General features: G+C 52.7%; 21 protein-coding genes and 1 tRNA gene. 8 read left to right on the top strand and 14 right to left on the bottom strand.

Features of this window, described 5'->3' with window-relative positions; translation table 11 throughout:
- Positions 1-2: 2 nt before the first annotated feature.
- The 11 genes from BQ8005_RS08080 to BQ8005_RS08130 form a co-directional block, all read right to left on the bottom strand.
- Positions 3-2,549 carry a bifunctional UDP-N-acetylmuramoyl-tripeptide:D-alanyl-D-alanine ligase/alanine racemase gene (locus tag BQ8005_RS08080; RefSeq protein ID WP_075317696.1) on the bottom strand — a complete coding sequence of 849 codons (2,547 nt, stop codon included), beginning with the start codon at positions 2,547-2,549 and terminating at the stop codon, positions 3-5.
- Positions 2,525-3,517 (bottom strand): GSCFA domain-containing protein, encoded by a 993-nt coding sequence (locus tag BQ8005_RS08085; RefSeq protein WP_075317697.1) that lies wholly within the window; start codon positions 3,515-3,517, stop codon positions 2,525-2,527. Before BQ8005_RS08085 ends, BQ8005_RS08080 begins: the two co-directional genes overlap by 25 nt.
- A 102-nt stretch (positions 3,518-3,619) precedes the next feature.
- Entirely contained in the window at positions 3,620-4,036 is a 417-nt protein-coding gene (locus tag BQ8005_RS08090) for a DUF5675 family protein (RefSeq protein WP_075317698.1), read from the bottom strand.
- Positions 4,027-6,315: a BT4734/BF3469 family protein gene (locus tag BQ8005_RS08095; RefSeq protein WP_075317699.1), complete on the bottom strand. Its 2,289-nt coding sequence runs from the start codon at positions 6,313-6,315 to the stop codon at positions 4,027-4,029. Before BQ8005_RS08095 ends, BQ8005_RS08090 begins: the two co-directional genes overlap by 10 nt.
- 132 nt (positions 6,316-6,447) lie before the next feature.
- Positions 6,448-6,765, bottom strand: coding sequence for a hypothetical protein (locus BQ8005_RS08100; RefSeq protein WP_075317700.1), 318 nt, complete (start codon positions 6,763-6,765; stop codon positions 6,448-6,450).
- 128 nt (positions 6,766-6,893) lie between these two features.
- Complete coding sequence (locus BQ8005_RS08105; RefSeq protein WP_075317701.1) at positions 6,894-7,175, bottom strand: hypothetical protein; 282 nt, start codon at positions 7,173-7,175, stop codon at positions 6,894-6,896.
- 170 nt (positions 7,176-7,345) lie between these two features.
- Entirely contained in the window at positions 7,346-7,888 is a 543-nt protein-coding gene (locus BQ8005_RS08110; protein ID WP_234984019.1) for a very short patch repair endonuclease, read from the bottom strand.
- Positions 7,854-8,954 (bottom strand): hypothetical protein, encoded by a 1,101-nt coding sequence (locus BQ8005_RS08115; RefSeq protein ID WP_075317702.1) that lies wholly within the window; start codon positions 8,952-8,954, stop codon positions 7,854-7,856. The genes BQ8005_RS08110 and BQ8005_RS08115 overlap by 35 nt, the downstream gene beginning before the upstream one ends.
- Position 8,955: 1 nt before the next feature.
- Positions 8,956-10,305, bottom strand: coding sequence for a DNA cytosine methyltransferase (locus tag BQ8005_RS08120; protein WP_083610526.1), 1,350 nt, complete (start codon positions 10,303-10,305; stop codon positions 8,956-8,958).
- Positions 10,306-10,409: 104 nt separating this feature from the next.
- A complete protein-coding gene (locus BQ8005_RS08125) occupies positions 10,410-10,919 on the bottom strand; it encodes a hypothetical protein (RefSeq protein ID WP_075317703.1) in 510 nt (169 codons plus the stop codon).
- Between the two features lie 34 nt (positions 10,920-10,953).
- Positions 10,954-11,625 (bottom strand): hypothetical protein, encoded by a 672-nt coding sequence (locus tag BQ8005_RS08130; RefSeq protein WP_159436229.1) that lies wholly within the window; start codon positions 11,623-11,625, stop codon positions 10,954-10,956.
- Positions 11,626-12,211: 586 nt separating this feature from the next.
- On the opposite strand from BQ8005_RS08130, the gene BQ8005_RS08135 reads away from it, so the two are divergent.
- The gene (locus BQ8005_RS08135) at positions 12,212-12,706 is read left to right on the top strand and encodes an HU family DNA-binding protein (protein ID WP_075317705.1); all 495 of its coding nucleotides are present in this window, start codon (positions 12,212-12,214) and stop codon (positions 12,704-12,706) included.
- Positions 12,707-12,856: 150 nt separating this feature from the next.
- Positions 12,857-12,958, top strand: coding sequence for a smalltalk protein (locus BQ8005_RS17385; protein WP_159436189.1), 102 nt, complete (start codon positions 12,857-12,859; stop codon positions 12,956-12,958).
- A gap of 99 nt (positions 12,959-13,057) precedes the next feature.
- Here BQ8005_RS17385 and BQ8005_RS08140 read toward each other — a convergent pair whose 3' ends face one another.
- The gene (locus BQ8005_RS08140) at positions 13,058-14,047 is read right to left on the bottom strand and encodes a lysylphosphatidylglycerol synthase transmembrane domain-containing protein (RefSeq protein ID WP_075317706.1); all 990 of its coding nucleotides are present in this window, start codon (positions 14,045-14,047) and stop codon (positions 13,058-13,060) included.
- Positions 14,048-14,189: 142 nt separating this feature from the next.
- Between BQ8005_RS08140 and rsmA the strand changes: the two genes are divergently transcribed.
- The 3 genes from rsmA to BQ8005_RS08155 all read left to right on the top strand — a co-directional run bounded on the left by rsmA (position 14,190) and on the right by BQ8005_RS08155 (position 18,372).
- Positions 14,190-14,996 carry a 16S rRNA (adenine(1518)-N(6)/adenine(1519)-N(6))-dimethyltransferase RsmA gene (gene rsmA / locus BQ8005_RS08145; protein WP_021848070.1) on the top strand — a complete coding sequence of 269 codons (807 nt, stop codon included), beginning with the start codon at positions 14,190-14,192 and terminating at the stop codon, positions 14,994-14,996.
- A 46-nt stretch (positions 14,997-15,042) separates the two neighbouring features.
- Positions 15,043-16,389: a magnesium transporter gene (mgtE, locus tag BQ8005_RS08150; protein ID WP_021848069.1), complete on the top strand. Its 1,347-nt coding sequence runs from the start codon at positions 15,043-15,045 to the stop codon at positions 16,387-16,389.
- A 123-nt stretch (positions 16,390-16,512) separates the two neighbouring features.
- Complete coding sequence (locus tag BQ8005_RS08155) at positions 16,513-18,372, top strand: DUF349 domain-containing protein (RefSeq protein WP_075317707.1); 1,860 nt, start codon at positions 16,513-16,515, stop codon at positions 18,370-18,372.
- Positions 18,373-18,526: 154 nt separating this feature from the next.
- Here BQ8005_RS08155 and BQ8005_RS08160 read toward each other — a convergent pair.
- Positions 18,527-18,597, bottom strand: a tRNA-Gln gene (locus BQ8005_RS08160).
- Positions 18,598-18,817: 220 nt separating this feature from the next.
- On the opposite strand from BQ8005_RS08160, the gene rsfS reads away from it, so the two are divergent.
- The 3 genes from rsfS to BQ8005_RS08175 are packed head-to-tail and all read left to right on the top strand — an operon-like array spanning position 18,818 to position 22,150.
- Positions 18,818-19,177, top strand: a complete 360-nt coding sequence (gene rsfS / locus BQ8005_RS08165) for a ribosome silencing factor (protein WP_021848066.1) — start codon at positions 18,818-18,820, stop codon at positions 19,175-19,177.
- 9 nt (positions 19,178-19,186) lie between these two features.
- Complete coding sequence (ftsH, locus tag BQ8005_RS08170) at positions 19,187-21,298, top strand: ATP-dependent zinc metalloprotease FtsH (RefSeq protein WP_083610527.1); 2,112 nt, start codon at positions 19,187-19,189, stop codon at positions 21,296-21,298.
- A gap of 12 nt (positions 21,299-21,310) precedes the next feature.
- Positions 21,311-22,150, top strand: a complete 840-nt coding sequence (locus BQ8005_RS08175) for a phosphatidate cytidylyltransferase (protein ID WP_075317708.1) — start codon at positions 21,311-21,313, stop codon at positions 22,148-22,150.
- A gap of 100 nt (positions 22,151-22,250) precedes the next feature.
- On the opposite strand, the gene BQ8005_RS08180 is transcribed toward BQ8005_RS08175, so the two are convergent.
- Entirely contained in the window at positions 22,251-23,012 is a 762-nt protein-coding gene (locus BQ8005_RS08180; protein WP_075317709.1) for a NigD1/NigD2 family lipoprotein, read from the bottom strand.
- Positions 23,013-23,066 lie beyond the last annotated feature (54 nt).

The raw sequence follows: 23,066 nt of genomic DNA on the forward strand, positions 1-23,066 counted from the left end.
TCTCAATCCTGATAATACACTCGCTTCACACGGGTAGACACGCTCGTCAGCACCTCGTAGGGGATGGTTTCGAGCACATCGGAGAGGACCGTCACAGGCAGGTGGTCGCCAAAGATTTCCACCGCGTCGCCCTCCTTGCAATCGATGTCCGTCACGTCGATCATGCACACGTCCATACAGATATTGCCCACGTAGGGCGCCCGTTGTCCGTTCACCAGGCAGTAGGCATGTCCGTTGCCCAGGCGTCGGTTCAGGCCGTCGGCATAGCCTATAGGCAGGGCGGCGATGCGTGAAGGACGCTCCAGATGTCCCTTGCGACTATAGCCCACAGTATCCTCCTGCGGCACGTCGTGTATCTGCAGGATGGCGGTCTTCAGCGTGCTGACGTTGTCCAGTATCGAGTTGTCTATCGGGCTGACGCCATAGAGGCCAATGCCCAGACGCACCATGTCGAACTGCGCACCAGGGAAGCGTTCGATGCCTGCCGAGTTGCAGATGTGGCGCAAGATCTTGTGGGGGAAAGCGTCCTGAAGTACCTTTGCCGCCGCTTCGAAGGTCTCTATCTGCCGCCGCGTGAAGCTGTCGAACACAGGAGAGTCGCTGCCCACCAGGTGGGAGAAAACCGAACGCACCAGCACGGCATTCTGTCCGCGCAAGCGTTTCACCAGCTCGGGCATCTCTTCGGGCGCGAAGCCCAAACGGTGCATGCCCGTGTCCAGCTTGATATGGATGGGGAAGTTCGTGATACCTTCTTTCTCCGCCTCGCGCACAAGGGCGTCCAGCAGATGGAAGCTATAGACCTCAGGCTCCAGCTTGTAGTCGAACATCGTCTTAAAGGCCGTCATTTCGGGGTTCATGATGAGGATGTTGGCCGTGATGCCTGCCTTTCTCAGCTCCGACCCTTCGTCGGCCACAGCCACGGCCAGGTAGTCTACGTGCCTTTCCTGCAACGTCTTGGCTATCTCGTAGGAACCAGCCCCATAGGCCGATGCCTTCACCATGCACACCATCTTCGTCTCAGGCTTCAGCTTGCTGCGGTAGTAGTTCAGGTTGGCCACCATCGCGCCGAGGTTCACCTCCAGAATGGTCTCGTGCACCTTCCGTTCGAGGTTTTCGCTCAGGATGTCGAAGCCGAACTTGCGCGCACCCTTTATCAGGATCAGCTCCTTTTCCAACTTCAGCTCGCCGCGGGCAATGGCTTTGAGCAATGCCTGCGTGTCGGGATAGAAAGCCTTCTCGATGCCGAAGCAGGAGGCACACGACGAGATGTTCGGCCCTACGCCGATGATGCGCTCCACGCCGCGGCTGTTCATCAGCTGGGCCACGCGCCGATAGAGCGTCGATGCATTCTGCCCCGTCTCCAGGATGTCGGACAGGATGAGCGTGCGCTTCAGCCCCTTGGCTTGCGAGCGCCGGTATTGGAAGTCGAGGGCTATGTCGAGCGAGCCCAGGTCGCTGTTATAACTATCGTTGATCAACAGGCAGCCGTTCTTGCCTTCCTTCACCTCCAGACGCATGGCCACCGGCTCCAGCCGCGCCATCCGTTCCTTGATCTTCTGCGGCGGAAGCATCAGGTAGAGGCAAGCCGCCAAGCAGTTCAGCGAATTCTCGATGGAAGCATCGTCGATGAAAGGCAGCGTAAACTGGTTGTCCATGTCCAGATAGCGGTAGGCTATCAGCGTGCAGTCGTCTTTCTTCTCCACCTTCGAGATGAAGAGCGGCCGTTCGGGGTCCTTGCGACTCCACGCTATCTCTCGCGCGGAAAGCAGTGACTTGGCCACGCAGTTGCAGATGAATTCGTCGTCGCCGTTGTAGATCAGCACGTCGCAGTTCTTGAAGAACGTCAGCTTCTCCATACACTTCTCCTGCAACGAATAGAAGTTCTCCTGATGGGCGCCTCCGATGTTGGTCAGGATACCGATGGTCGGCTTGATGATGGCTTCCAGCGCCCTCATTTCGCCCGGCTCGGAGATGCCAGCCTCGAAGATGGCCAGCTCGTCGTCCGCCCCCATCTGCCAGACGGACAGGGGTACGCCGATCTGCGAATTGTAGCTGCGCGGCGAGCGCACGATGCGACGGTCGTCGCCCAGCAGCTGGTGGAGCCATTCCTTCACCACCGTCTTGCCGTTACTGCCCGTGATGCCCACCACGGGGATGCTGAACTGCGCCCTGTGCAGCTCCGCCAACTTCTGCAAAGCCTTCAGGGGCGAAGGAACAAGGAGAAAATTCAATGAAGAATGAAGAATGGAAGCCTTGCTTCCGAATGAAGAATTCTCATTGCTTACAGACAATTCTTCATTCTTCATTTTTAATTCTTCATTACTCTCATACTCTTCCTCGCTCACCACGAAACAGCGCACGCCCCGTTCGATGAGTTCGGGTATATAGTTCGCCCCCGTGTTGCGCTTGGCTGGAAGGGCAAAAAACAAAGTTTCTTCGGGGAAGTTCAACGAGCGGCTGTCAGTCAGCAGCCAGTCGATGGTAGCCGGAGCCTCGCCAATGCGTCGGGCTCCGATCATTTCTGCTATTTGTTCAATCGGATACGACATGTCATTCTCTCTTTTTCGAAGTCTAAGTACGGGTATTTTTCGTTAAGTCGGTCGATTTTTAACAAAATTTGTTCTAAAAATTTCTTATAGCCATCCGAGTCCGGACGGAAAGGTTTGTGTGCCAAGTCTTTACGAATGGCGTCGCATTCGTCCATCACCCGCCTTGCCTCGTCCGTCAGGCAAGCCTCGCAGAAGCGTTGCCACACGTAGTCCACCGCCACGTCCGAGGGGTGCACCATATCCGCCGCATAGAAGCGGTAGTCGCGCAGCTCGTCGTTCAGCAGCTCGTAGGCGGGAAAGTAGCCCACGACGTCGGGCATCGCCTCCACCAGCCTGTCGGCGGCCAGCAGCAGGGTAGCCTTGCTCAGCTGGTTGGCGTGCAGCCCGTCGCGCAAGTGCCGGATGGGGCTCACGGTCAGCAGCACCCTCAGGCGCGGGTTCACCGCCCTCAGCCGCCTGACGAGGTCGCACCAGTCGTCTGCCACCTCCTCCACCGTCAGCCGCCGGCGGCGGAAGCAGCGTTCGGGCCTCTTGTGGCAGTTGCCCACGATGCAGCCCGTCTGCGCGTCTTCGTACACCCACGCCGTCCCCCACGTCGCTACCAGCACGTCCAGCCCCTTCAGCTCCTCGCGCAGGACCTCCAGGCGCGTGTTGATGCGCTCCAGCGCCTCCTCGGCCGTCGGGGCGGAGAAGTCGCCATGGTGCATCGGGCTGTGCCACAAGCCGCCATACGCCTGCAAGTCGTCCGCCCGATAGACCTTCCCCTCCAGCGCCTCGCGCAGGGCGGCGGAGATGGACATCGGGTTGTAGAGCACCCCGTAGGGATTGACGTCGCAGGCAAACTTCGCCTCCACCAGCCTCGTGCCGATGTTCGTGGCAAAGCAGGAGCCCATCAGCAGCAGCCGCTCGCGCCCTGAAAATCGCGGCAGCCCCTCGGGCATTTCAACGGAAGTATAAAATCGGTTCATGAAAACAAAGGTAGGAAATTCTGCTGAAAGTCGGAAGGGGACGCCCCGATAAAAAAGGCAGGCGCCCCTGCCCCGCGGCAGGACGACGCCTTTTCCGTTTCTTCACTTCACCGTGATCCACACGCCCTCGCCCCGCTCCTTGGCTTCGACGATGCGACGCTTCAACAAGTTCACGTTGCGCGTGGAGTTCAACACATGCCCCACCTTGCGATTCTCGCCCACGAGGATACAACCTGCCGTATCGGCGGCCGTGTTGCCCGCATGAATGCGGATACCCTCGAACAGAGGCACGTGGAGCAGCAGGGGCAGCCACTGGCCGAACTTGGGACTCCAGGTGATGACCACCGGATAGCGTCCTTCGGGGATGGCCGTGCGCCCCGCTATCTTATGTCCCGGACGTCCCGGCCCGAGGTCGCGCCACGCAGGCTCCAGCGTGTCGCAAAAGTACACTCCGTCTATTTCCAGGCGGCCTATCGTGTAGGTCTTACGCTTGGCGGTTCTTGTCAATGTCATTTCCATTGTTCCGTCTTTTGGTAGATTTGTTTATTGTCAATTGTAAGTTTTGTAATGTAATGGCGGTGTGTCCATTGCCAGAGCATGTTACGCGTACCTTCGGCATCCATACCCTGCGACTGGCGCACGCGCACGACATCGGCATGAGTGAACTCGTCAGGAAGCAAAGTCAACAAATTGACTCGTCCGTGGCGCTTGCCTTCGTTCCGCACCTCACTCATGGCACTTTCGATGTCCGCCCCGAAGAACTCCATCTTGCAAGCCAGGTCGTACTGGAGCGACCAGCGGATGAAGTCCTCGAACGTCTTGTCCCACTGGCAGCCGTTGGCCACGTAGAGCACGCAGGCCTTCAGGTAGGCAATCACGTTCGCACGAAACGACAGGTTCTCGTACACGCGGCTCTGCGAGAGGCGGGCGAAGTCGGCACACTCTTCCTTCAACGTCTGCGCCAACTTGTAGGCCTGCGGGCAATCTATCAATCCCTGGGCCTTCACGAGGTTTTCGATGTAGGGGCGGAGTTCCTCGTCGAAGGCGGCGTCATACGTGCCATAGACGGGCATGTCCGCGCCGATTTCGCGCTCGGGGATGGTGCAGAAGTTGATGCGGCTTATCGGCCCATCGGTCAGTACACGGCTGAAATAGCGCTTACCCTTCTGAATGGTCGTGGCGGCATTCCAGTTGAAGCGGATAGTCACCTTCTCCGTCACGCTCTGCACGCCCACACGCGTCTGCCCGTAGCGGTTGCCGGGGTCGAAGGCGAGGCACATGATTTGGAATTGTTGGCTGCCCCGTCCGCTTCCACGCAACGCGTCGAACTGGTCGATCTCGTTCAGCTTCGTGTAGAGGAAGTGCCCGTCGGCCTCGGCCATGCGCATCACGAAGGCAGGGTTCGTCATATCCGCGTCAATCTCTTGGATGATCAAGCCTTCGGGTCGCTGGCGCTTGTCCTTGTTGGCGCCCTTCGAGGTGACTTCGTTCTTCCACTCCCGCTCGCGTCGCAGGTTGTCCTCGTCGCGGCGGCGGATGTCGGCCATGATGCGGTTGATGGGTTCCGAAATACAGTCCTTGCCCGCGCCTGTGCCTGCCATCAGCACGTTCATCAAGGTGGCTTCGTGCTCCACGTTGTCGATGTAGCGGAAGCGTACTTTGTGCAGATGCGCGCCTAGCGAGGGGAAGACGGCGTGCGCCACGGCAGGTTTATAAACATCGGGCGTGCGGCTCACCAATAGTTTGATTAAGGCGGGCAAGCGCTTGGGCAATGGAGAATTGAGAATGGATAATTGAGAATTATTTTCTTCGTCATCCGCAAACATTTCTCCATTATTCAGTGCTTGTCGCATCATCTTCGGCATCGAATACCATTTGGCCGAGCAGGCGGAGTGTATCAGCCCCCTCATCTCCTCCTCGGAGAGGCCGTAGCGTGGCATCACTTGCAGGAGCAGCGCCTCGTCGTTGTCCGCAATATATCGCAGGTGCGAAGCCAGGCGGTGGAGCTTGTCGTTGCGCTCGCCCTGTACAGGTTCACCACCTGCCAACTTGAACCATTGTTGAATAATATGACTATATGGTATCCCCTTAAATGTAGGGACGCACCACGGTGCGTCCGTGTGGGGCGTTTCGGCGGCATGGGCGTCGTCATCGGACGCACCATGGTGCGTCCCTACGGAAGGATTGGTGGAAGCAGGCAATTCTCCATTTTCAATTTTCAATTCTCCATTAAACAGCCTCTCCTCGTCAAGGTAGAGCACATACCCCTCGGGCACTACGAACGACGAGCGCGCATAGTCCTTCACGCTGACGTCATAGTTTCCGTCGCCCATCTGCTGGGACATCCACCGCTGCGCCTCGGCCAGGTCCATCCCCGCGGGGATGATGAAGAACAGCCGCAGCCCCTCGGTGCTGGGCGTGATGTGGGCCAGCACCACGTAGCGCATCACACCCCTGGCCTCCAGCTCCTGCCGCTTCTCCTCCCAGTAGCCGCGGGGATTGGGCAGGTGGTCCACGTCGTACATCGACAGGCCGCTGGGCACGGCGTCGGCGTTCAGTCGCCGCCCGTTGCGAAACGTGGCGTGCGGCGTGAAGATGGGCAGCCGCTTCTTCAGCCCCGCTTTCAGTGTGTCATACTCTTCCTTCGTCAGCTCGCCGCGACGCAGCCGCTCCAGTCCGTCCGCTATCTCGGCGCAGACCTCCGCCACCAGCTCCGAACGCATTGCCTGGTGGAACAGCTCGGGGGTGCATTCGCGCACCACCCGGCTCTTTACGTTATTGCTTATTCCGAACTTCATTGCTTTAATGGATAATTGAGAATGGATAAAAGATAATTTAAGTTTTACCACGGATTACTCAGATTTTCACAGATTAATAAGATTATCAAGCAATTATAATCCGTGTCATCTGTGTAATCTGTGGTGAAAAAATCAGAACTCGGTGTCGAACACACGGTCCACAAAGTCGCTCGCCTGCCGGCTTTCGTCCATGAGAATGTCTGCCGGCGTGATGTCCGCCTCGTCTAGGCTAATGTTCAAAGCGAGTCTCACTCGTTTGGGATCCACGCTGGCCCGTCCGTGGCGCAGGCGGATGTACTTGTAGTCACCATTGCCGACCGAAGTGTGACGCACATGTTCGTTGAAGTTTCCCTCGTTGGGATTTACCAGGCCGATAGTACCCTGCAGGCGGCTGCCCGATGCGAGAAGGCGCTCGTAGGCCTTGTCGCTAAGTTGTAATTGGATAATCATAGTCGAAAAATGTTTTGTGAGGAGGAAGAGGAAGAGAAGGTGGCCACCCGTATCTCATGAGATTCCCTCACCGACATCCCCGACTCAGTTGGTTAATGGATAATTGAGAATTGTTCTTTGTACATTGCTCAAACCAATTTCATGATGACCACCTGGTTCTCGTAGCGCGTCGCGCCGTTCTTGTCCGTGTAGGCACGGGTCTTAATGCAGGCCTGCACCTTGTGAAGCATGTTCCGGTCGTAGTCGGGGCAGGCCAGTGCGGCGTCGCCCGTCATTTCGGCGTAGAATTCGTCGATACCGTCGGTCAGCAGGAAGCCGCGCGAGTTGAACACCATCGGCGTGCCGTCCTTCGCTGTGTAGGGGCGGGCCGAGAGGGGAAATTGTTCGAGAATGGTTACTAACTTTTCCATATTCGTTTTTGGTTTTAATGGTTGGAGGCATCCAAAACGAAATGCCCCCGCAAGCCTTTCTTAGTGGCTTACGGGGGCAAAGTTAGGGTATCAGGAAATGAAAAACCCACTACGTAGTGGGTACGGCGTAGTGGGTACGAATAAGATTATCAAATAAAACTGGAGCCAAACTACCGATTGTTTCCATACATTTCATCCGGCTCAGCCACAAGTGAAATGTTATTTTTATATTCAGTTGCATACTGTTTCGCCCCATTTAGTTCGAGAAGAATTTCTCCAAGTTTTAGGGATAACGCCCTTAATGTATCTATCCGCCTTTTTTTTGTCAATTGACATTCCCAAACAACAAGGACATGCCAACCTTCAGATTTTAAACGCAAATAATTTTGTATATCTCTTTCATGGTTTCGACGTATTTTTGACGTCCAAAATTCAACATTTGATTTTGCGGGTCTATAACATTCGCCAGCTATGTGTCCATGCCAAAAACATCCGTTTATAAAAATAACTGTTTTTAATTTACGAATAACAATGTCAGGAGTTCCAGGAAGAGACTTCACATGAAGCCTGTATCTGAAACCTTCCCGCCAAATCCATTGCCGAACAATTATTTCCGGGCCAGTATCCACACTTCTGATTTTACTCATACAACGGTGACGTTGCTGAGGAGACATTTTATCAACCATTGCCTTGAACTTCCAATTTATCTCCATTTAATGCCCATTGTTTAAAATGAACAGTCTGACCATATCTTTTTATCAACAAATCATCTACCTGATTTACCCAATTTAGATACGGCTCACCATCCATTAAAAGCTCTGGATTAAATATATCCAATTCCGACATCATATGATTAATTTCGCTCTTTATTAAAGGCGCATAATCCAAAAATCTTTTAACAATAGCCGGAACGGGAATACTTAACTTCGTACCGTTTAAATAACGAGCCTTGCCTCCTGCGCTAAAGTAATCACGCATATTGTGAGAAACTATTTTATGATATGCGACAAGCCACATAGCCGGCTCCATATAATTCCCATTAATCATACAATCAGGAAATAGCATATAGATTTGAGCCATTATTTTTTGTTTCTCTTCTATACTTAGTGAAGTTATATGCTTTATTATCAAATTATTGGATCTATCCTCAATTTCATCTAACCACCAAGGCATTTCTTTTCTCTGTTCAGTTTTTATCAAATCTCTATAATACCTCCTAACCTGTGCGATAGAATCCCTTGACGTCCGTAACTCATTATATGTAGTATGCATTTTTGCGAATATAGTACTATCTTTATTTATATTCATGTCTATCAAATACCTTGGAGAATGCGTCACTGTAATATCATATAGACAATCCTCATAAGGCCTGCAACGAAATTCAGGACTACCGCCTAATTTTCCAAATAACATATAAATATTTTCGACATTTTTATCCCTAGTAGTTTCTATGATGCTACTTCCTGTAGATTTCCAATGATCCGATTGTGTAGATTTTACTTCAACTCCATAATATGTTTCAGCGACAATGTCGGGAAAAGACATACCAGAAACGAGTTTTATCTCCTCAGGTCTAAAAGGGGTGGAAGGGGCGACTTCTCTCATACAATTTACAGAAATAGTTTCCAATTGGCTTGAATTCAAAGAGCGGAAATACGCCGGATCAGAAGTAGCCCTATGATTGAGTTCAGTTTCAATTTTATTCATAAAATCAGCAAACACATCATTTGCTAACGATAAATCACGTTTTCGTATCGATATTATATTATCTGAATCCATTTTATTTAAAATATAAATTCCACAAAGATTGAATTCTCATGGCTATATTATAAGCAAGAATCGGAGGTACAGCGTTTCCTATTACTTTATAGGCGCCAGAGGAACTTACGATAAATTTTGATTTAGAATACGATTTATACCTGACAAAAGAATAATCAGGCGGAAACGTCTGAATCATTGCGCATTCTCTAGGAGTAAGTCTTCGTTCTTGCATTCCCGCCATCAACTCCTGCTCAATAAGTCCTCCATGTTCCAAAGAAAGTCTCCGAAATTCTATATTCCCATGGTGTTCAGATCGTATAGTAGGCCCTATTTTTTTTAAAGAAATTTCTTTTTGTCCTTGACAATGTTTTCCCATATACTTAGCTTTCGAATAATATTTCTGCGAAAGATCGTATGAGAATTCCGGTTCTAATAATCCTTCAAAAACATCTTCACATACAACTGGTTCGGCTAAATTGTCCCCCTTATAATTATAAGCATGCGTAGGTTCAGGATACGGATTATATTCGATAGGTATTATCTCGCTCTCAAGCGCTTTCAAAGCAGCATCTTTCAACGCATTTTTTCTTATACCGATAAAGATAACACGTTCACGCGATTCGGGTACACCATAATCAGCGGCATGAAGAACTTGCGGCTTCAAAACGATATACCCATTATCATCAGCCGAAGCGAAATCTCCTTGAATAATGTCTTTCACATCACCAAGATTAACAAGTCCTTTTACATTTTCTGCGATAAATATTTTAGGTTTTGTTATATCAATAACTTGTTTCATCCAAAAATAGAGTTTTCCTCGAGTTTCCTCAGAAGGAACATTACCAATTCGCATTTTACCGTTATGATCTTTATTTGAATCAAAACCCTTTCGTTTTCCGGCCACGCTAAAATCTTGACACGGGAATCCACCGGTCACAATATCTACATCGGAAGGCAGTTCGTCAAAGCCTAGTTGATGACGTTTCACAATATCTACAATGCTTTCCAAATGATAAGAATCTGGCGTGTGTCCCCTTCTGCACATATAGGATGTCCAAGTCGCTTTAGCCTCTTCTAAAATATCATTAGCAAACACTGTTTTAAAATTTGTTTCTTTTACTCTTACCCAATTGGCATTAAGTTCTTCTTCAATCCATTCGCTTCTTGGATTTATTGATTTCTTGTGACAAATAAATCCTCCCTCAAAACCAATATCCATACCTCCACATCCCGAAAAAAGAGATAAGACTCTCAATTTACCCTTAGTGTCCGTTTTTACCTGAGGGAATAAAGGAAGTTGGCAATCGGCAAGCACATCACTCACATATTCATTTGTCAAATTTTCATAACGACTATATTCCTCTACCATAAGATATTATCTGATATTATTCATAATCGAACGCAAAGTTAATTAAAACACAGAAATATCGATTGTTTTGTAGAAACATTCTGCCTGAATCAGGAAGCGCTTCATCACTCCATCACCCCCTTCACCCGCTCCATGAACGCCATTGTCTTGCGTTGTCCCATCCCCAGGTTGTAGGCCGAGCGGAGGGTTTCCGACTTCATGCCCCACAGGCCGCCGAAGGTCTGCCAGGGAGTGGGCAGGTCCAGCCGGTCGGCCAGCAGGGAAGCCAGCACGCCCTTCTCGGGGTTCGAGAGCGAAAGGGGTTGCCAGCGCTCGTCCACGAGGCCAGCTTTCACAAGGCGGGACAGCAGAGCCTCGGCGCGGGCCGAGCGCAGGACTTCGAGCGGGGCGGCAACCTCCCCGCCGCCTTCCAGCCGCTCCTCCGCCCCGGCCTGTTCTTCGGACAGGGACTGTTCCGACGCAGAAGCCTCGGGCATGGCGATGTAAACATTGGTATTGCCGTGGATGTCAAACATGGGCGCGTTGAACGTCACACTCCCGTTGAACGAGATGCCGCCCGGCGTGTGGGAGCGGGACGTGCTTTCAGAGCGTTTTTCAGCTGAACGGTCTTTCATGAGTACATATATTTTTATTTCATTTCTTGGCTAATCAGGATTCCTGGGATGCGGGCGGCATTTCGATGGATACGTGGGTATTGCCGCTCACGTCGTACACGGGCGCTGCGAACGCCACAACCGGCCCCGACTCCTTATGCCCCAAGTGCCGGAGACGGGCAAACTCCTCATCGGTGGGATGGCGGTAGATGAGCAGCAGCGCATTGACGAGCAGCACCGCCTCCGCATTTTGCGAAGAGGGCAGGCGCTCCACCAGGTCCAGCCATTCAGACAAGGTGTGCCGCTCCACCTGCCCCTGCCGCTCGAAGTCGGCCTTCAGCCGGTCGAAATCGGCTTTCTGGCGCTCCAGCTCGTCACTCAGGGCCTGTATGCGCTCGTCACGCGACACATTTCCCCGCTGTTCCTCCTCCATCGCACGGGCCAGCCTCTCCCGCTCCTCGGAAGCACGTTTCAGGTCAGCCCGAGTGAAGAAGAGTTCCTCTCTCAGGGTTTCCAGCACGCGCAGAAGTTCGGAAACGCGCGCGTCCAGATAGCGTTCGCGTGGAGTGGGTTCGCCGGGGGTAATGTGTCTGACCTGTTCCATGTTTTTCATTTGCATCCACAGACCTTTGGTGCCGCCTGTGCCATTTGCAAAGTTAGAAATATAAATGAAATACAAAACTATTTTAGGATAAAAATAAAGACAACAAAATCTTACACCTGACAAATGACAATTAGCAAATTTCCATTTTTCATTCTCACTCCGCGAACAAAATGAGAATGACGGGATTATGTGTAAATATATTTTATTATATATAATATATATTTATATATATTATATATAATAACTTTCATACCCGTTTTCTTCATATATGATTCTGACAAATCATTAATTGTCATTTGTCAGGTGTAAGATTTCCGCTGTCTCCACTCGGGCACAGAGCAAACCAGACTTGTTACGAAAGAAAATCAAAAACAGTGGCGTCACGCAGATGTAGAACGCGCACGCCGCGCCGCAAAACGGAAAGCACCGCTTTCTGCGCACGAAAACATCGGTTTTCGCATTGAAAATCAATGTATTGTTTTTATTAACACGAAGCCTCGATTTTGTTAACAGATTTTTAGAAGTTACCGATACTCTGTTTTTGGCCGCACGGGTGAAAGGCTCTATATTTGCCTGTGTCAATGGATAATGGACAATGGAGAATGGAAAATGAAGTATGCGGCCGGAATTAATTTTCAATTTTCAAATCTCAATTATCAATTGAAGAAGATTTTCAATTAACCAAACACTAATTTAAAACAACAAAGCTATGTCAACAATCGGAACATTGAAGTACAGACGTTACGCGGCCAAGTCGCCGCAGGACCCCGACGGAGCCGCCAAGTGGTACGCCCGCGCCGTGCAGGACCGCACGGTAGAATTCGAAGACTTCGTCACCCACATTTCTGAACACAACTCGCCCTACTCGCGCGGCGTCATCCACGGCGTACTCATCGACATGCTCGCCTGCCTCAAGGAGCTGGTGCTCGACGGAAAGTCCGTCCGCCTGGGCGACCTGGGCCTCTTCTCCGTGGGCATCTCCTCGAAGGGAGCCGAGACGGCCGAAGCCTGGACCACCAACCTCATCACGGGCGTCCACCTGAACGTGCGCAACACCAAGACCTGGAGCAACGCCGAGCTGCGCAAGTCCGCCCGCCTGACCGAGCTGACCGTCTACACCGCCGGCGGCGCCCTTGAAGAAGACACCACCCCTGAACCCGAACCCGGCGGCGAGGACGACGGCGAAGGAGGCAGTCCGCTGTAATCATGGAGAATGGATAATGGAGAATTGAAAATTAAAAATGCGGCCGAAATTAATTATCCATTATCCATTAGCTTCGCTCAAAACCTCCTTTAATATTTACACTAAGGAATAGTCTCAATTATCAATTAAAGAAAATTCTCAATTAACGAAATGGACAAGAAAACTATTTGGAAAACCATTATCCAGACGCTGGTCACTATCCTGACCGCTATTGGAACTACGCTGGGCGTCACCAGCTGTATGGGGCTGTAAACGAAGCGCGTAGCCCACGACAACACAAGCACGAAGTAAAAACACCCGCTGCTTCAGAGATGAAGGGCGGGTGATTTGTTTATCAACACTCCACACTTCTCACTCCTTCTTCCCGCTCAAAACAAGATGCAGCCAGCCCCAGAGGCCGAGGACGATGACGAGCAGCGTCTGGATGCCATGGACAAGGAGGGCAAAAAGGGCGGCATCGGACGAGGAAACGCCGTAGAGCATCATCATGGTGATGACGGCAAAATGCCACGGACCGGCACCGTTGGGCGTGGGGACAATGACGGCAAACGTGCCTGCCACAAACATGACCAAACCGGCCTGAAGACCGAGGTCGGCACTGAACGGAAAGCAGTAGAACGTCAGGTAGAAATGGAGGAAGTAGCAAAGCCACATCAGGACGGTGTGGAGCAGGAAAAGGGGGACGTTGCGCACACGGCGAAGGGACATGACGCCCTGCCACACGTCGAGCACCACGCCACGCACGCGTTCGAACACGACGAGCATGCGGGCCAGCCATACGAGCAGCACGACGACGCCCACCACGCAGAACAGGGCGACGTAGAACCAGGGGGAGCTGAGGAGGTGGACAAGCGAGGGAATCTTGGTGCCCGTCTGGCGGAAGAAGGTGACGAAGACGGGAAGCTCGAGCAGGAGGGTGACACCCGTAATGAGCAGGATGCAAAGGGTGTCGACCAGGCGCTCGGTGACGACCGTGCCCAGCGACTTGGAGAAAGGCACACGGTCGTAGCGCGAAAGGACGCCGCAACGCGACACTTCGCCCACGCGAGGGATGACGAGGCTCGTGGCGTAGGACAGGTAGACGGCATCGACCAGATGGGACGGGCGCGGACGACAACCCAGCGGCTCCAACGTCTGACGCCAGCGCAGGGCACGCTCCACATGGCTCCACACGCCGAAAAAGAGCGAAAGGACCATCCAATCCCAACGGATGCCGTGGCGCAACACGACGGCGGCCTGAGCGAAGTCGAAGTCGCGATACACCCAGTAGAGAATGAAGGCACCCAGCAGCAAAGGCAACGCTACCTTCGCCAGGTTTCTATAAAATCCTTTCTTCGTCATCTTTCCGTTCGTTAATTGATAATGGATAATGGAAAATGGATAATTAAGATTGCGATCGAAACTATTTTTCCATTTTCAATTATCAATTATCCATTAAAACTCCTACCTTTGTGGGGCACAAAAGTAACAATAAACTTGATATATGAGACTGGTAAAGCCTAAAAAGTTTCTGGGCCAGCACTTCCTGAAAGACCTGAAGGTGGCGCAGGACATCGCCGACACGGTAGACGCCTGTCCCGGCCTGCCCATCCTCGAAGTGGGACCCGGCATGGGGGTACTCACCCAGTTCCTCCTGCCCAAGGAGCGCGAGCTGAAGGTGGTGGAGGTGGACTACGAATCGGTGGCCTACCTGCGCGAAGCCTATCCGCAGCTGGAGGAACACATCATCGAGGACGACTTCCTGAAAATGAACCTAACACGGCTCTTCGACGGAAGGCCCTTCGTGCTGACAGGCAACTATCCTTACAACATATCGAGCCAGATCTTCTTCAAGATGCTGGACAACAAGGACCTGATACCCTGCTGCACGGGCATGATACAGAAGGAGGTGGCCGAACGCATGGCCGCAGGGCCGGGCAGCAAGACGTATGGCATCCTGAGCGTGCTCGTACAGGCGTGGTACAGCGTGGAGTACCTCTTCACCGTCCACGAAAACGTGTTCAACCCGCCGCCCAAGGTGAAGAGCGCCGTCATCCGCATGACGCGCAACGACACGCACGACCTGGGTTGCGACGAACGCCTGTTCAAGCAGGTGGTGAAGACAACCTTCAACCAGCGACGCAAGACGCTGCGCAACTCCATCAAGCCCCTCGTGGGCAAGGACTGCCCCCTGACGCAGGACGCCCTCTTCGACCGGCGGCCCGAACAGCTGTCCGTACAGGAGTTCGTGGAGCTGACGAACCGAGTGAAAGAATACTTAAATAATGGAGAATTGAGAATGGAGAATTGAGAATTATCCATTATCCATTTTCAATTATCAATTCTCAATTAAAGAAATGGAAATAGACGAAGAATATATTGACAAGGTCAAAGGCTACATCGAGCAGAAGGACACGGAAAACGTGAAAGCCCTGCTGGCCGACCTGCACCCGGCCGACATCGCCGAGCTGTGCAACGACCTCGACCCCGAGGACGCACGCTTCGTCTACCGCCTCCTGGACAACGAGACGGCAGCCGACGTACTGGTGGAGATGGACGAAGACGTCCGCAAGGAGTTCCTCGAGCTGCTCCCCTCGGAAACCATCGCCAAAAAGTTCGTGGACTACATGGACACGGACGACGCCGTAGACCTGATGCGCGGCCTCGACGAGGACAAGCAGGAGGAGGTCCTCTCGCACATCGAGGACATCGAACAGGCTGGCGACATCGTAGACCTGCTGAAGTATGACGAGGACACCGCGGGCGGACTCATGGGCACGGAAATGGTGACCGTGAACGAGAACTGGAGTATGCCCGAGTGTCTGAAGGAAATGCGCATGCAGGCCGAGCAGCTGGACGAAATCTACTACGTCTACGTCATCGACGACGACGAGCGCCTGCAAGGCGTCTTCCCGCTGAAGAAGATGATCACGTCGCCCTCGGTGTCGAAGGTGAAGCACGTGATGAAGAAAGACCCCATCTCGGTACACGTGGACACACCCATCGACGAGGTGGTGCAGATCATCGAGAAATACGACCTCGTGGCCGTGCCGGTAGTGGACAGCATCGGGCGGCTCGTGGGACAGATTACCGTCGACGACGTCATGGACGAGGTGCGCGAGCAGTCGGAGCGCGACTACCAGTTGGCTTCGGGTCTTTCGCAAGACGTCGAGACGGACGACAACCTGGTGCGCCAGACGAGCGCACGCCTGCCCTGGCTGCTCATCGGCATGCTGGGCGGTATCGGCAACTCCATGATTCTGGGCAACTTCGACGCGACCTTTGCCGCCCACCCCGAAATGGCGCTCTACATCCCCCTGATCGGTGGTACGGGCGGAAACGTGGGTACGCAGTCGTCGGCCATCATCGTGCAGGGCCTGGCCAACAGCTCGCTCGACGCCAAGGACACGCTGAAGCAGGTGGGCAAGGAAGCCGTCGTGGCCAGCATCAACGCCACCATCATCTCGCTGCTGGTGTACATCTACAACTTCGTGCGATTTGGCAGCACGGCCACGGTGACCTACTCCGTGTCCATCAGCCTCTTCGCCGTCGTGATGTTCGCCTCCATCTTCGGTACCCTGGTGCCCATGACGCTGGAGAAACTCAAGGTGGACCCCGCCATCGCCACAGGCCCCTTCATCTCCATCACGAACGACATCATCGGCATGATGCTCTACATGGGAATCACCGTGCTGCTGGCGTAAAGGCTCCCAACAACTTTTTGTAAAAAAAATCGGGAAAAATGTATGAAGTAAACGTTTTATTTCATTAATTTGCAACCCATGTAACCCAAACGGGGAAACCCGTTTCTAAAATAAAGATATACAATGACGGACACTCATGACACTAATCTCCCCGAAAAGCAGGTGGAATTAGAAGAAGAAAAGAAAACAGTTGAGGTTTCTGAAACGGCAACGGCAGAAACTCCGGCTGAGGAACAGGCAATGGAAAGCACAGTAGAAACCGCTCCCGCACAGAAGCTGACGAAGGAAGAAGTCATCGCACGGCTGAAAGAGATCGCAGGCGACGTGGAAAGCGTCACCAAAGCCGAAATAGACGGCCTGAAGCAGGCATTCTACAAGCTGCACAACGCCGAACAGGAAGCAGCACGCAAGAAGTTTGCCGAAGCAGGAGGAGCACCCGAAGACTACGTGCCCACACCCGACCCCCTGGAGGAGGAAATGAAAAACGCAATGTCCGTCATCAAGAACAAACGGAACGAACTGGCCGCCGAGGTGGAGAAACAGAAGGAAATGAACCTGCAGGTGAAACTCTCCATCATCGAAGAGCTGAAAGACCTGCTGGAGTCGCCCGAAGACGCCAACAAGAACTACACGGAGTTCAAGCGCCTCCAGCAACAATGGAACGAGGTGAAGCTCGTGCCGCAAGCCAGCGTCAACGAGTTGTGGAAGAACTACCAGCTCTACGTGGAGAAGTTCTACGACCTGCTGAAGCTGAACAATGAGTTCCGCGAATACGACTTCAAGAAGAACCTCGAGATAAAGACCCACCTCTGCGAAGCTGCCGAGAAGCTGGCCGAGGAGACAGACGTCGTGTCGGCCTTCCACCAGCTGCAGAAGCTCCATCAGGAATTCCGCGAGACAGGCCCCGTGGCCAAAGAGCTGCGCGAAGAGATATGGGCACGCTTCAAGGCCGCATCGACCGCCGTCAACCGCCGCCACCAGCAGCACTTCGACGCCCTGAAGGAGGCCGAGCAACAGAACCTCGACCAGAAGACGGTGATCTGCGAAATCATCGAGGGCATCGACTACAACGAACTGACCAACTTCGCCGCATGGGACGCCAAGACACAGGAGATCATCGCCCTGCAAAACAAGTGGAAGACCATAGGCTACGCGCCACAGAAGATGAACGTAAAGATCTTCGAACGCTTCCGCGCCGCCTGCGACGCTTTCTTCAACAAGAAAGCCGAGTTCTTCAAGACGGTAAAGGAAAACATGAACGAGAACCTCGAGAAGAAACGCGCCCTCTGCGAAAAGGCGGAAGCCTTGAAGGATAGCACCGACTGGAAAGCTACGGCCGACACGCTGGTGAAGTTGCAGAAGGAATGGAAGACCATCGGCCCTGTAGCCAAGAAACACTCTGACGTCATCTGGAAACGCTTCATCACGGCTTGCGACTACTTCTTCGAACAGAAGAACCAGGCAGGCGCCTCACAACGTTCGGAAGAGCAGGCCAATCTGGAGAAGAAACGTGCCATCATCGCCCAGCTGGAAGCCATCGGCGAAGAAACCGAAGCCGACACGGCCATCGAACAGGTGCGCACACTGATGAAGGAATGGAACGCCGTAGGCTTCGTGCCCTTCAAGGACAAGGACAAGGTGTACAAACAATACCACGCACTGGTGGACAAACTGTTCGAACGCTACAACATCAGCCAGTCGAACAAGAAGCTGAGCAGCTTCAAGAACACCATCAGCAACATTCAGGAGGGAAGCCCGCAGGCACTCTACCGCGAACGCGAAAAGCTGATGCGCGCCTACGACAACATGAAGAGCGAACTGCAGACGTATGAGAACAACCTGGGCTTCCTGAACGCCGCCTCGAAGAAGGGCAACAGCCTGCTGACAGAGCTCAACCGTAAGGTGGAGAAACTGAAAGCCGACATCGACCTGGTGAAGGAGAAGATCAAGGTTATCGACGAAAGCATCCAGAAAGAAGGCTGAGCATAAGGGAAAAGCGATATACAACTGACAAGAGGGTGTGTAAAAAACGAGAAAGTACTTCCTGTTTTACACACCCTCTTCTTTTTAAGCCTACGCACACGCAGACAGACAATAAAAAAAGGACACCTCATCAATCGAAGTGTCCTCTTTTCTGTTGGGCTACCTGGATTCGAACCAGGAATGACAGGACCAGAATCTGTAGTGTTACCATTACACCATAGCCCAATGCATGTCAACGTTTCCGTTTTGCGGTTGCAAAGATACGAACTTTTTGTGAAACGCAAACATTTCGGAAGATTTTTTTTGCAGAAAAATGATAAATGGGCTTTCTACAAGCAATTACATCACTAAAAAAAAACTAAAATCAAAATACTTTTCACATTTTACGTGTTACATATAAGAAAACGGCGTATATTTGCCGACTGTTTAATATAATAATGTATAAATGGACGAAACAAAAAAACTGATCGAACAAATCACCGAAGGAATCCAGGATAAAAAAGGAAAAAAAATCGTCATTGCGGACCTGACGCAAATAGATGACACCATCTGCAACTACTTCATCATCTGCCAAGGAAACTCACCCAGCCAAGTCACTGCCATCGTGGAGTCTGTCAAAGACTTCGCACGCGAGGGAGCCAACGCCAAGCCCTATGCAGTAGACGGCCTGAGAAACGCCCAATGGGTGGCCATGGACTATGCTGAGGTACTGGTGCATGTATTCCTGCCCGAAGTGCGCAACTACTACAATCTGGAAAACCTTTGGGCAGACGCCAAACTTACCGAAATACCCGACTTAGACTAACAAACGAATATGGACAACAATAACATCAATAAAAAGAACACCGGCAACGGCAACAACAAGGTGAACCTGCCCAAGTTCAACCTGAACTGGCTGTACATGATTCTCCTGATGATGCTGGCCGGCCTGTGGCTGACCAACAAAAATGGCGTCAGCAGCAAGAACGTCTCCTATGATGAATTTCAAAGCTATGTGCAGAAAGGCTACATCAGCCGCGTGACAGGCTTTGACGACAATTCGGTAGAGGCTTACATCAAGCCACAACACGTAGGAAACGTATTCGGAATCGACTCCACCCGTGTGGGACGCAATCCGATGGTCACAACCGAAGCTCCCTCGCGCGAAAGCCTGGGCGACTTCCTTCAGAAAGAAAAGGACGAAAACCACTTCGACGGAGCCATCACCTACGAAAAGAAAGGCAACTACATGAGCCTCATCCTGTGGAATGTAGTGCCCATCCTGCTGGTGGTAGGTTTCTGGATCTACCTGTCGCGCCGCTGGAGCAGTGGCGGAGGCATGGGCGGCGGTGGAGGAATCTTCAACGTCGGCAAGTCGAAAGCACAGCTGTTCGAAAAGGGATCGAACATCAGGGTGACATTCAAGGACGTAGCCGGCCTGGCTGAAGCCAAACAGGAAGTGGAAGAAATCGTGGAGTTCCTCAAGGAACCTCAGAAATATACCGACCTGGGAGGAAAGATCCCCAAGGGCGCCCTGCTGGTAGGCCCTCCGGGCACGGGCAAGACATTGCTGGCCAAGGCTGTAGCTGGCGAAGCAAACGTACCCTTCTTCTCGCTGGCAGGCTCGGACTTCGTGGAGATGTTCGTCGGCGTGGGTGCTTCGCGTGTACGCGACCTCTTCCGCCAAGCTAAGGAGAAAGCTCCTTGTATCGTGTTCATCGACGAGATCGATGCCGTAGGACGTGCCCGCTCGAAAGCGGCCGCCATGGGTGGCAACGACGAGCGTGAAAACACGCTGAACCAGTTGCTGACCGAAATGGACGGTTTCGGTTCGAATAGCGGTATCATCATCCTGGCCGCCACCAACCGTGTAGATGTGCTCGACAAGGCCCTGTTGCGTGCAGGCCGCTTCGACCGTCAGATACACGTCGACCTGCCCGACCTGAACGAACGTAAGGAAGTATTCGGCGTACACCTGCGCCCCATCAAGATAGACGAAACGGTGGACGTCGACCTGCTGGCACGTCAGACGCCTGGCTTCTCGGGCGCAGACATTGCCAACGTGTGCAATGAAGCTGCCCTGATAGCCGCCCGCCACGGCAAGAAGTTCGTAGGCAAGCAGGATTTCCTCGATGCCGTCGACCGCATCGTGGGAGGTCTGGAAAAGAAGACCAAGATCACAACCGAAGAAGAGCGCCGCTCCATCGCCATCCATGAGGCAGGACACGCCAGCATCTCCTGGTTGTTGCAATATGCCAACCCGCTCATCAAGGTGACCATCGTGCCACGCGGACGGGCCTTGGGTGCCGCCTGGTACCTGCCCGAAGAGCGACAGATCACGACCAAGGAGCAGATGCTCGACGAAATGTGCGCCACGCTGGGTGGACGCGCCGCCGAAGACCTCTTCCTGGGTCGCATCTCGACAGGCGCCATGAACGACCTGGAGCGTGTGACGAAGCAGGCTTATGGCATGACAGCCTACCTGGGCATGAGCGAAAAGCTGCCCAACCTGTGCTACTACAACAACGACGAATACTCCTTCAACCGCCCCTATAGCGAGAAGACCGCCGAACTCATCGACGAGGAAGTGAAGCGTATGGTGAACGAGCAGTACGAACGCGCCAAGCAAATCTTGTCCGAACACAAGGAAGGACACAACAAGCTGGCCCAGCTGCTCATCGAGAAGGAAGTCATCTTTGCTGAAGATGTGGAGCAAATCTTCGGCAAGCGCCCTTGGGCTTCGCGTTCGGAAGAGATCATCACCGCCAACAAGACTTCCAAGGAGTTGAAGGAAGCAGCTGAGGAAGAAAGCAAACGTGCCGAACAAGCCGTGCTGGAAGTAAAGGAGCAGGAAAAGGGAAATGCCTCTGAACCTGCTGCCGAAGGAAAAGCACAGGCAGAAGGCAAGGCGGACGAAAAGAAAGGAGAACAACCTACTGAAGCATAAAGGAGGAAAGCCATGCAAAGCAATCTCGTGAAAAGAACCATTACAGGCGTCCTGTTCATCATCGTACTGGTGGGCTGCATCCTTTACAGCCCCCTGTCTTTCGGACTTCTGTTCACCCTCATTGCCGCCCTGAGCGTGCATGAGTTCGGCCACCTGGTCAACGCCAGCGGCGAAGTAAGAATCAACCGCACCATCACCTCGCTGGGCGGAGCTTACCTCTGTCTGGCCCTGATGGGCTTCTGCACGCAGGCTACCGACGCACGCGTCTTCCTGCCCTACCTGGCCCTGCTGCTCTACATGATGATCACAGAGCTCTACCTGAAGCACAAGAACCCGCTGGGCAACTGGGCTTTCTCCATGATGAGCCAGCTCTACGTGGCCCTGCCTTTCGCCTTGCTCAATGTGCTGGCCTTCCACAACGACCCGGCGGCGAGCAGCGTGAGCTACAACCCCATCCTGCCGCTCTCCATCTTTGTCTTCATCTGGCTGAGCGACACGGGCGCCTATTGCGTTGGTTCGCTGATAGGAAAGCACCGTCTTTTCGAGCGTATCTCGCCCAAAAAGTCATGGGAAGGCAGTATCGGAGGAGCTGTCTTCTCCATCGCATCCTCATTTATCTTTGCCCGCTACTACGACTTCATGTCGGTAGGCCAATGGGCCGGGCTGGCTGTAGTAGTGGTCATCTTCGGTACATGGGGCGACCTGACCGAATCGCTCATGAAGCGCCAGCTGGGCATCAAGGATTCGGGCAATATCCTGCCAGGCCATGGAGGCATGCTCGACCGCTTCGACAGCGCTCTGATGGCTATCCCCGCCGCCGTCTGCTACCTGTTTGCACTGACGCTGCTCTAAGAGATTTCCACCTGGGACAACCCTATAAAACGAGGCCCCGAAAGCTGGACATATATCCGCCTTCGGGGCCTCCGACTTTACATACCAATTTAAAAAGACATTATTTCAGCTGTACCTTCGACAGGTCTACATTACGTTGCAAGCCTTTTTCCGAGCTGCCTTCGCCTTCATCATCAGACGAAACAAAGTCGAATGCTACTTCTACTTCGCCATTGACCGAAGAATTGAGTTTCAGCTTGATACCCTTTGTGGCATCTGTGAAGTTCAGGCTACTGAGGTTGTAGGAAACAGCTCCCCAATTGCCATAACCCGTCACGTCGTCATAGTCGTTGTAGCGCAACTCCAGATGGACATAGCCGTCTTCACCATAAAGCTCGGCATCGTCTTGCGGACGCACGAGGCTGATACGGTGTTTCTCCTTGGCAGGCAGATTCTGAAGGAAGATAATGTTCATGTATCCACCGCTAATGCTGATATCGCCCTGGTAAATAGTAACAGAGTCGTTACCAAACTCTTCGTCCGTCTCGGGCGTCAAGGTCTCCACCTGTTTGGTCAACACGTTTTGGATACCCAAAATCTTGACCGCATGATCGTATCCCTCGTAGTTGTCCCACAGAGGGTTGAAGTAAGTGATGACTCGCTGGCCATCGACAGGCGTATACCACCCCATATCGGTATTGACAGGCCAAAGCGTGCCCCAAACATCACAATCCAGATAGAAAGCGCCTCCACCTACACGAACCGTCGCCCACAAAGGAGGCGTAAAATCACCAATTGAATAGCCATCGCCATCGTCGCAGGACTGGAAGACGGGCGACAAAGCCAGGCATAACAACAGGACAAACCAATGTACTTTTTTCATAATCCTCACAATTTATCTTCTGATTTCTGACAAGAAAACGGGCAGATCGCGCAT

The sequence above is a fragment of the Bacteroides togonis genome (genome assembly GCF_900130135.1).
GTDB classification, from domain to species: Bacteria; Bacteroidota; Bacteroidia; order Bacteroidales; family Bacteroidaceae; genus Bacteroides; species Bacteroides pullorum.

Coding starts and splice junctions, on each gene's coding strand:
- BQ8005_RS08100 (WP_075317700.1), bottom strand. CDS start 6,765: ATGATTATCCAATTACAACTTAGCGACAAGGCCTACGAGCGCCTTCTC.
- BQ8005_RS08080 (WP_075317696.1), bottom strand. CDS start 2,549: ATGTCGTATCCGATTGAACAAATAGCAGAAATGATCGGAGCCCGACGC.
- BQ8005_RS08155 (WP_075317707.1), top strand. CDS start 16,513: ATGACGGACACTCATGACACTAATCTCCCCGAAAAGCAGGTGGAATTA.
- BQ8005_RS08115 (WP_075317702.1), bottom strand. CDS start 8,954: ATGGATTCAGATAATATAATATCGATACGAAAACGTGATTTATCGTTA.
- BQ8005_RS08180 (WP_075317709.1), bottom strand. CDS start 23,012: ATGAAAAAAGTACATTGGTTTGTCCTGTTGTTATGCCTGGCTTTGTCG.
- rsfS (WP_021848066.1), top strand. CDS start 18,818: ATGGACGAAACAAAAAAACTGATCGAACAAATCACCGAAGGAATCCAG.
- BQ8005_RS08110 (WP_234984019.1), bottom strand. CDS start 7,888: ATGGAGATAAATTGGAAGTTCAAGGCAATGGTTGATAAAATGTCTCCT.
- rsmA (WP_021848070.1), top strand. CDS start 14,190: ATGAGACTGGTAAAGCCTAAAAAGTTTCTGGGCCAGCACTTCCTGAAA.
- BQ8005_RS08135 (WP_075317705.1), top strand. CDS start 12,212: ATGTCAACAATCGGAACATTGAAGTACAGACGTTACGCGGCCAAGTCG.
- BQ8005_RS08120 (WP_083610526.1), bottom strand. CDS start 10,305: ATGGTAGAGGAATATAGTCGTTATGAAAATTTGACAAATGAATATGTG.
- BQ8005_RS08125 (WP_075317703.1), bottom strand. CDS start 10,919: ATGAAAGACCGTTCAGCTGAAAAACGCTCTGAAAGCACGTCCCGCTCC.
- BQ8005_RS08140 (WP_075317706.1), bottom strand. CDS start 14,047: ATGACGAAGAAAGGATTTTATAGAAACCTGGCGAAGGTAGCGTTGCCT.
- BQ8005_RS08085 (WP_075317697.1), bottom strand. CDS start 3,517: ATGAACCGATTTTATACTTCCGTTGAAATGCCCGAGGGGCTGCCGCGA.
- ftsH (WP_083610527.1), top strand. CDS start 19,187: ATGGACAACAATAACATCAATAAAAAGAACACCGGCAACGGCAACAAC.
- BQ8005_RS08090 (WP_075317698.1), bottom strand. CDS start 4,036: ATGGAAATGACATTGACAAGAACCGCCAAGCGTAAGACCTACACGATA.
- BQ8005_RS08175 (WP_075317708.1), top strand. CDS start 21,311: ATGCAAAGCAATCTCGTGAAAAGAACCATTACAGGCGTCCTGTTCATC.
- BQ8005_RS08105 (WP_075317701.1), bottom strand. CDS start 7,175: ATGGAAAAGTTAGTAACCATTCTCGAACAATTTCCCCTCTCGGCCCGC.
- mgtE (WP_021848069.1), top strand. CDS start 15,043: ATGGAAATAGACGAAGAATATATTGACAAGGTCAAAGGCTACATCGAG.
- BQ8005_RS17385 (WP_159436189.1), top strand. CDS start 12,857: ATGGACAAGAAAACTATTTGGAAAACCATTATCCAGACGCTGGTCACT.
- BQ8005_RS08095 (WP_075317699.1), bottom strand. CDS start 6,315: ATGAAGTTCGGAATAAGCAATAACGTAAAGAGCCGGGTGGTGCGCGAA.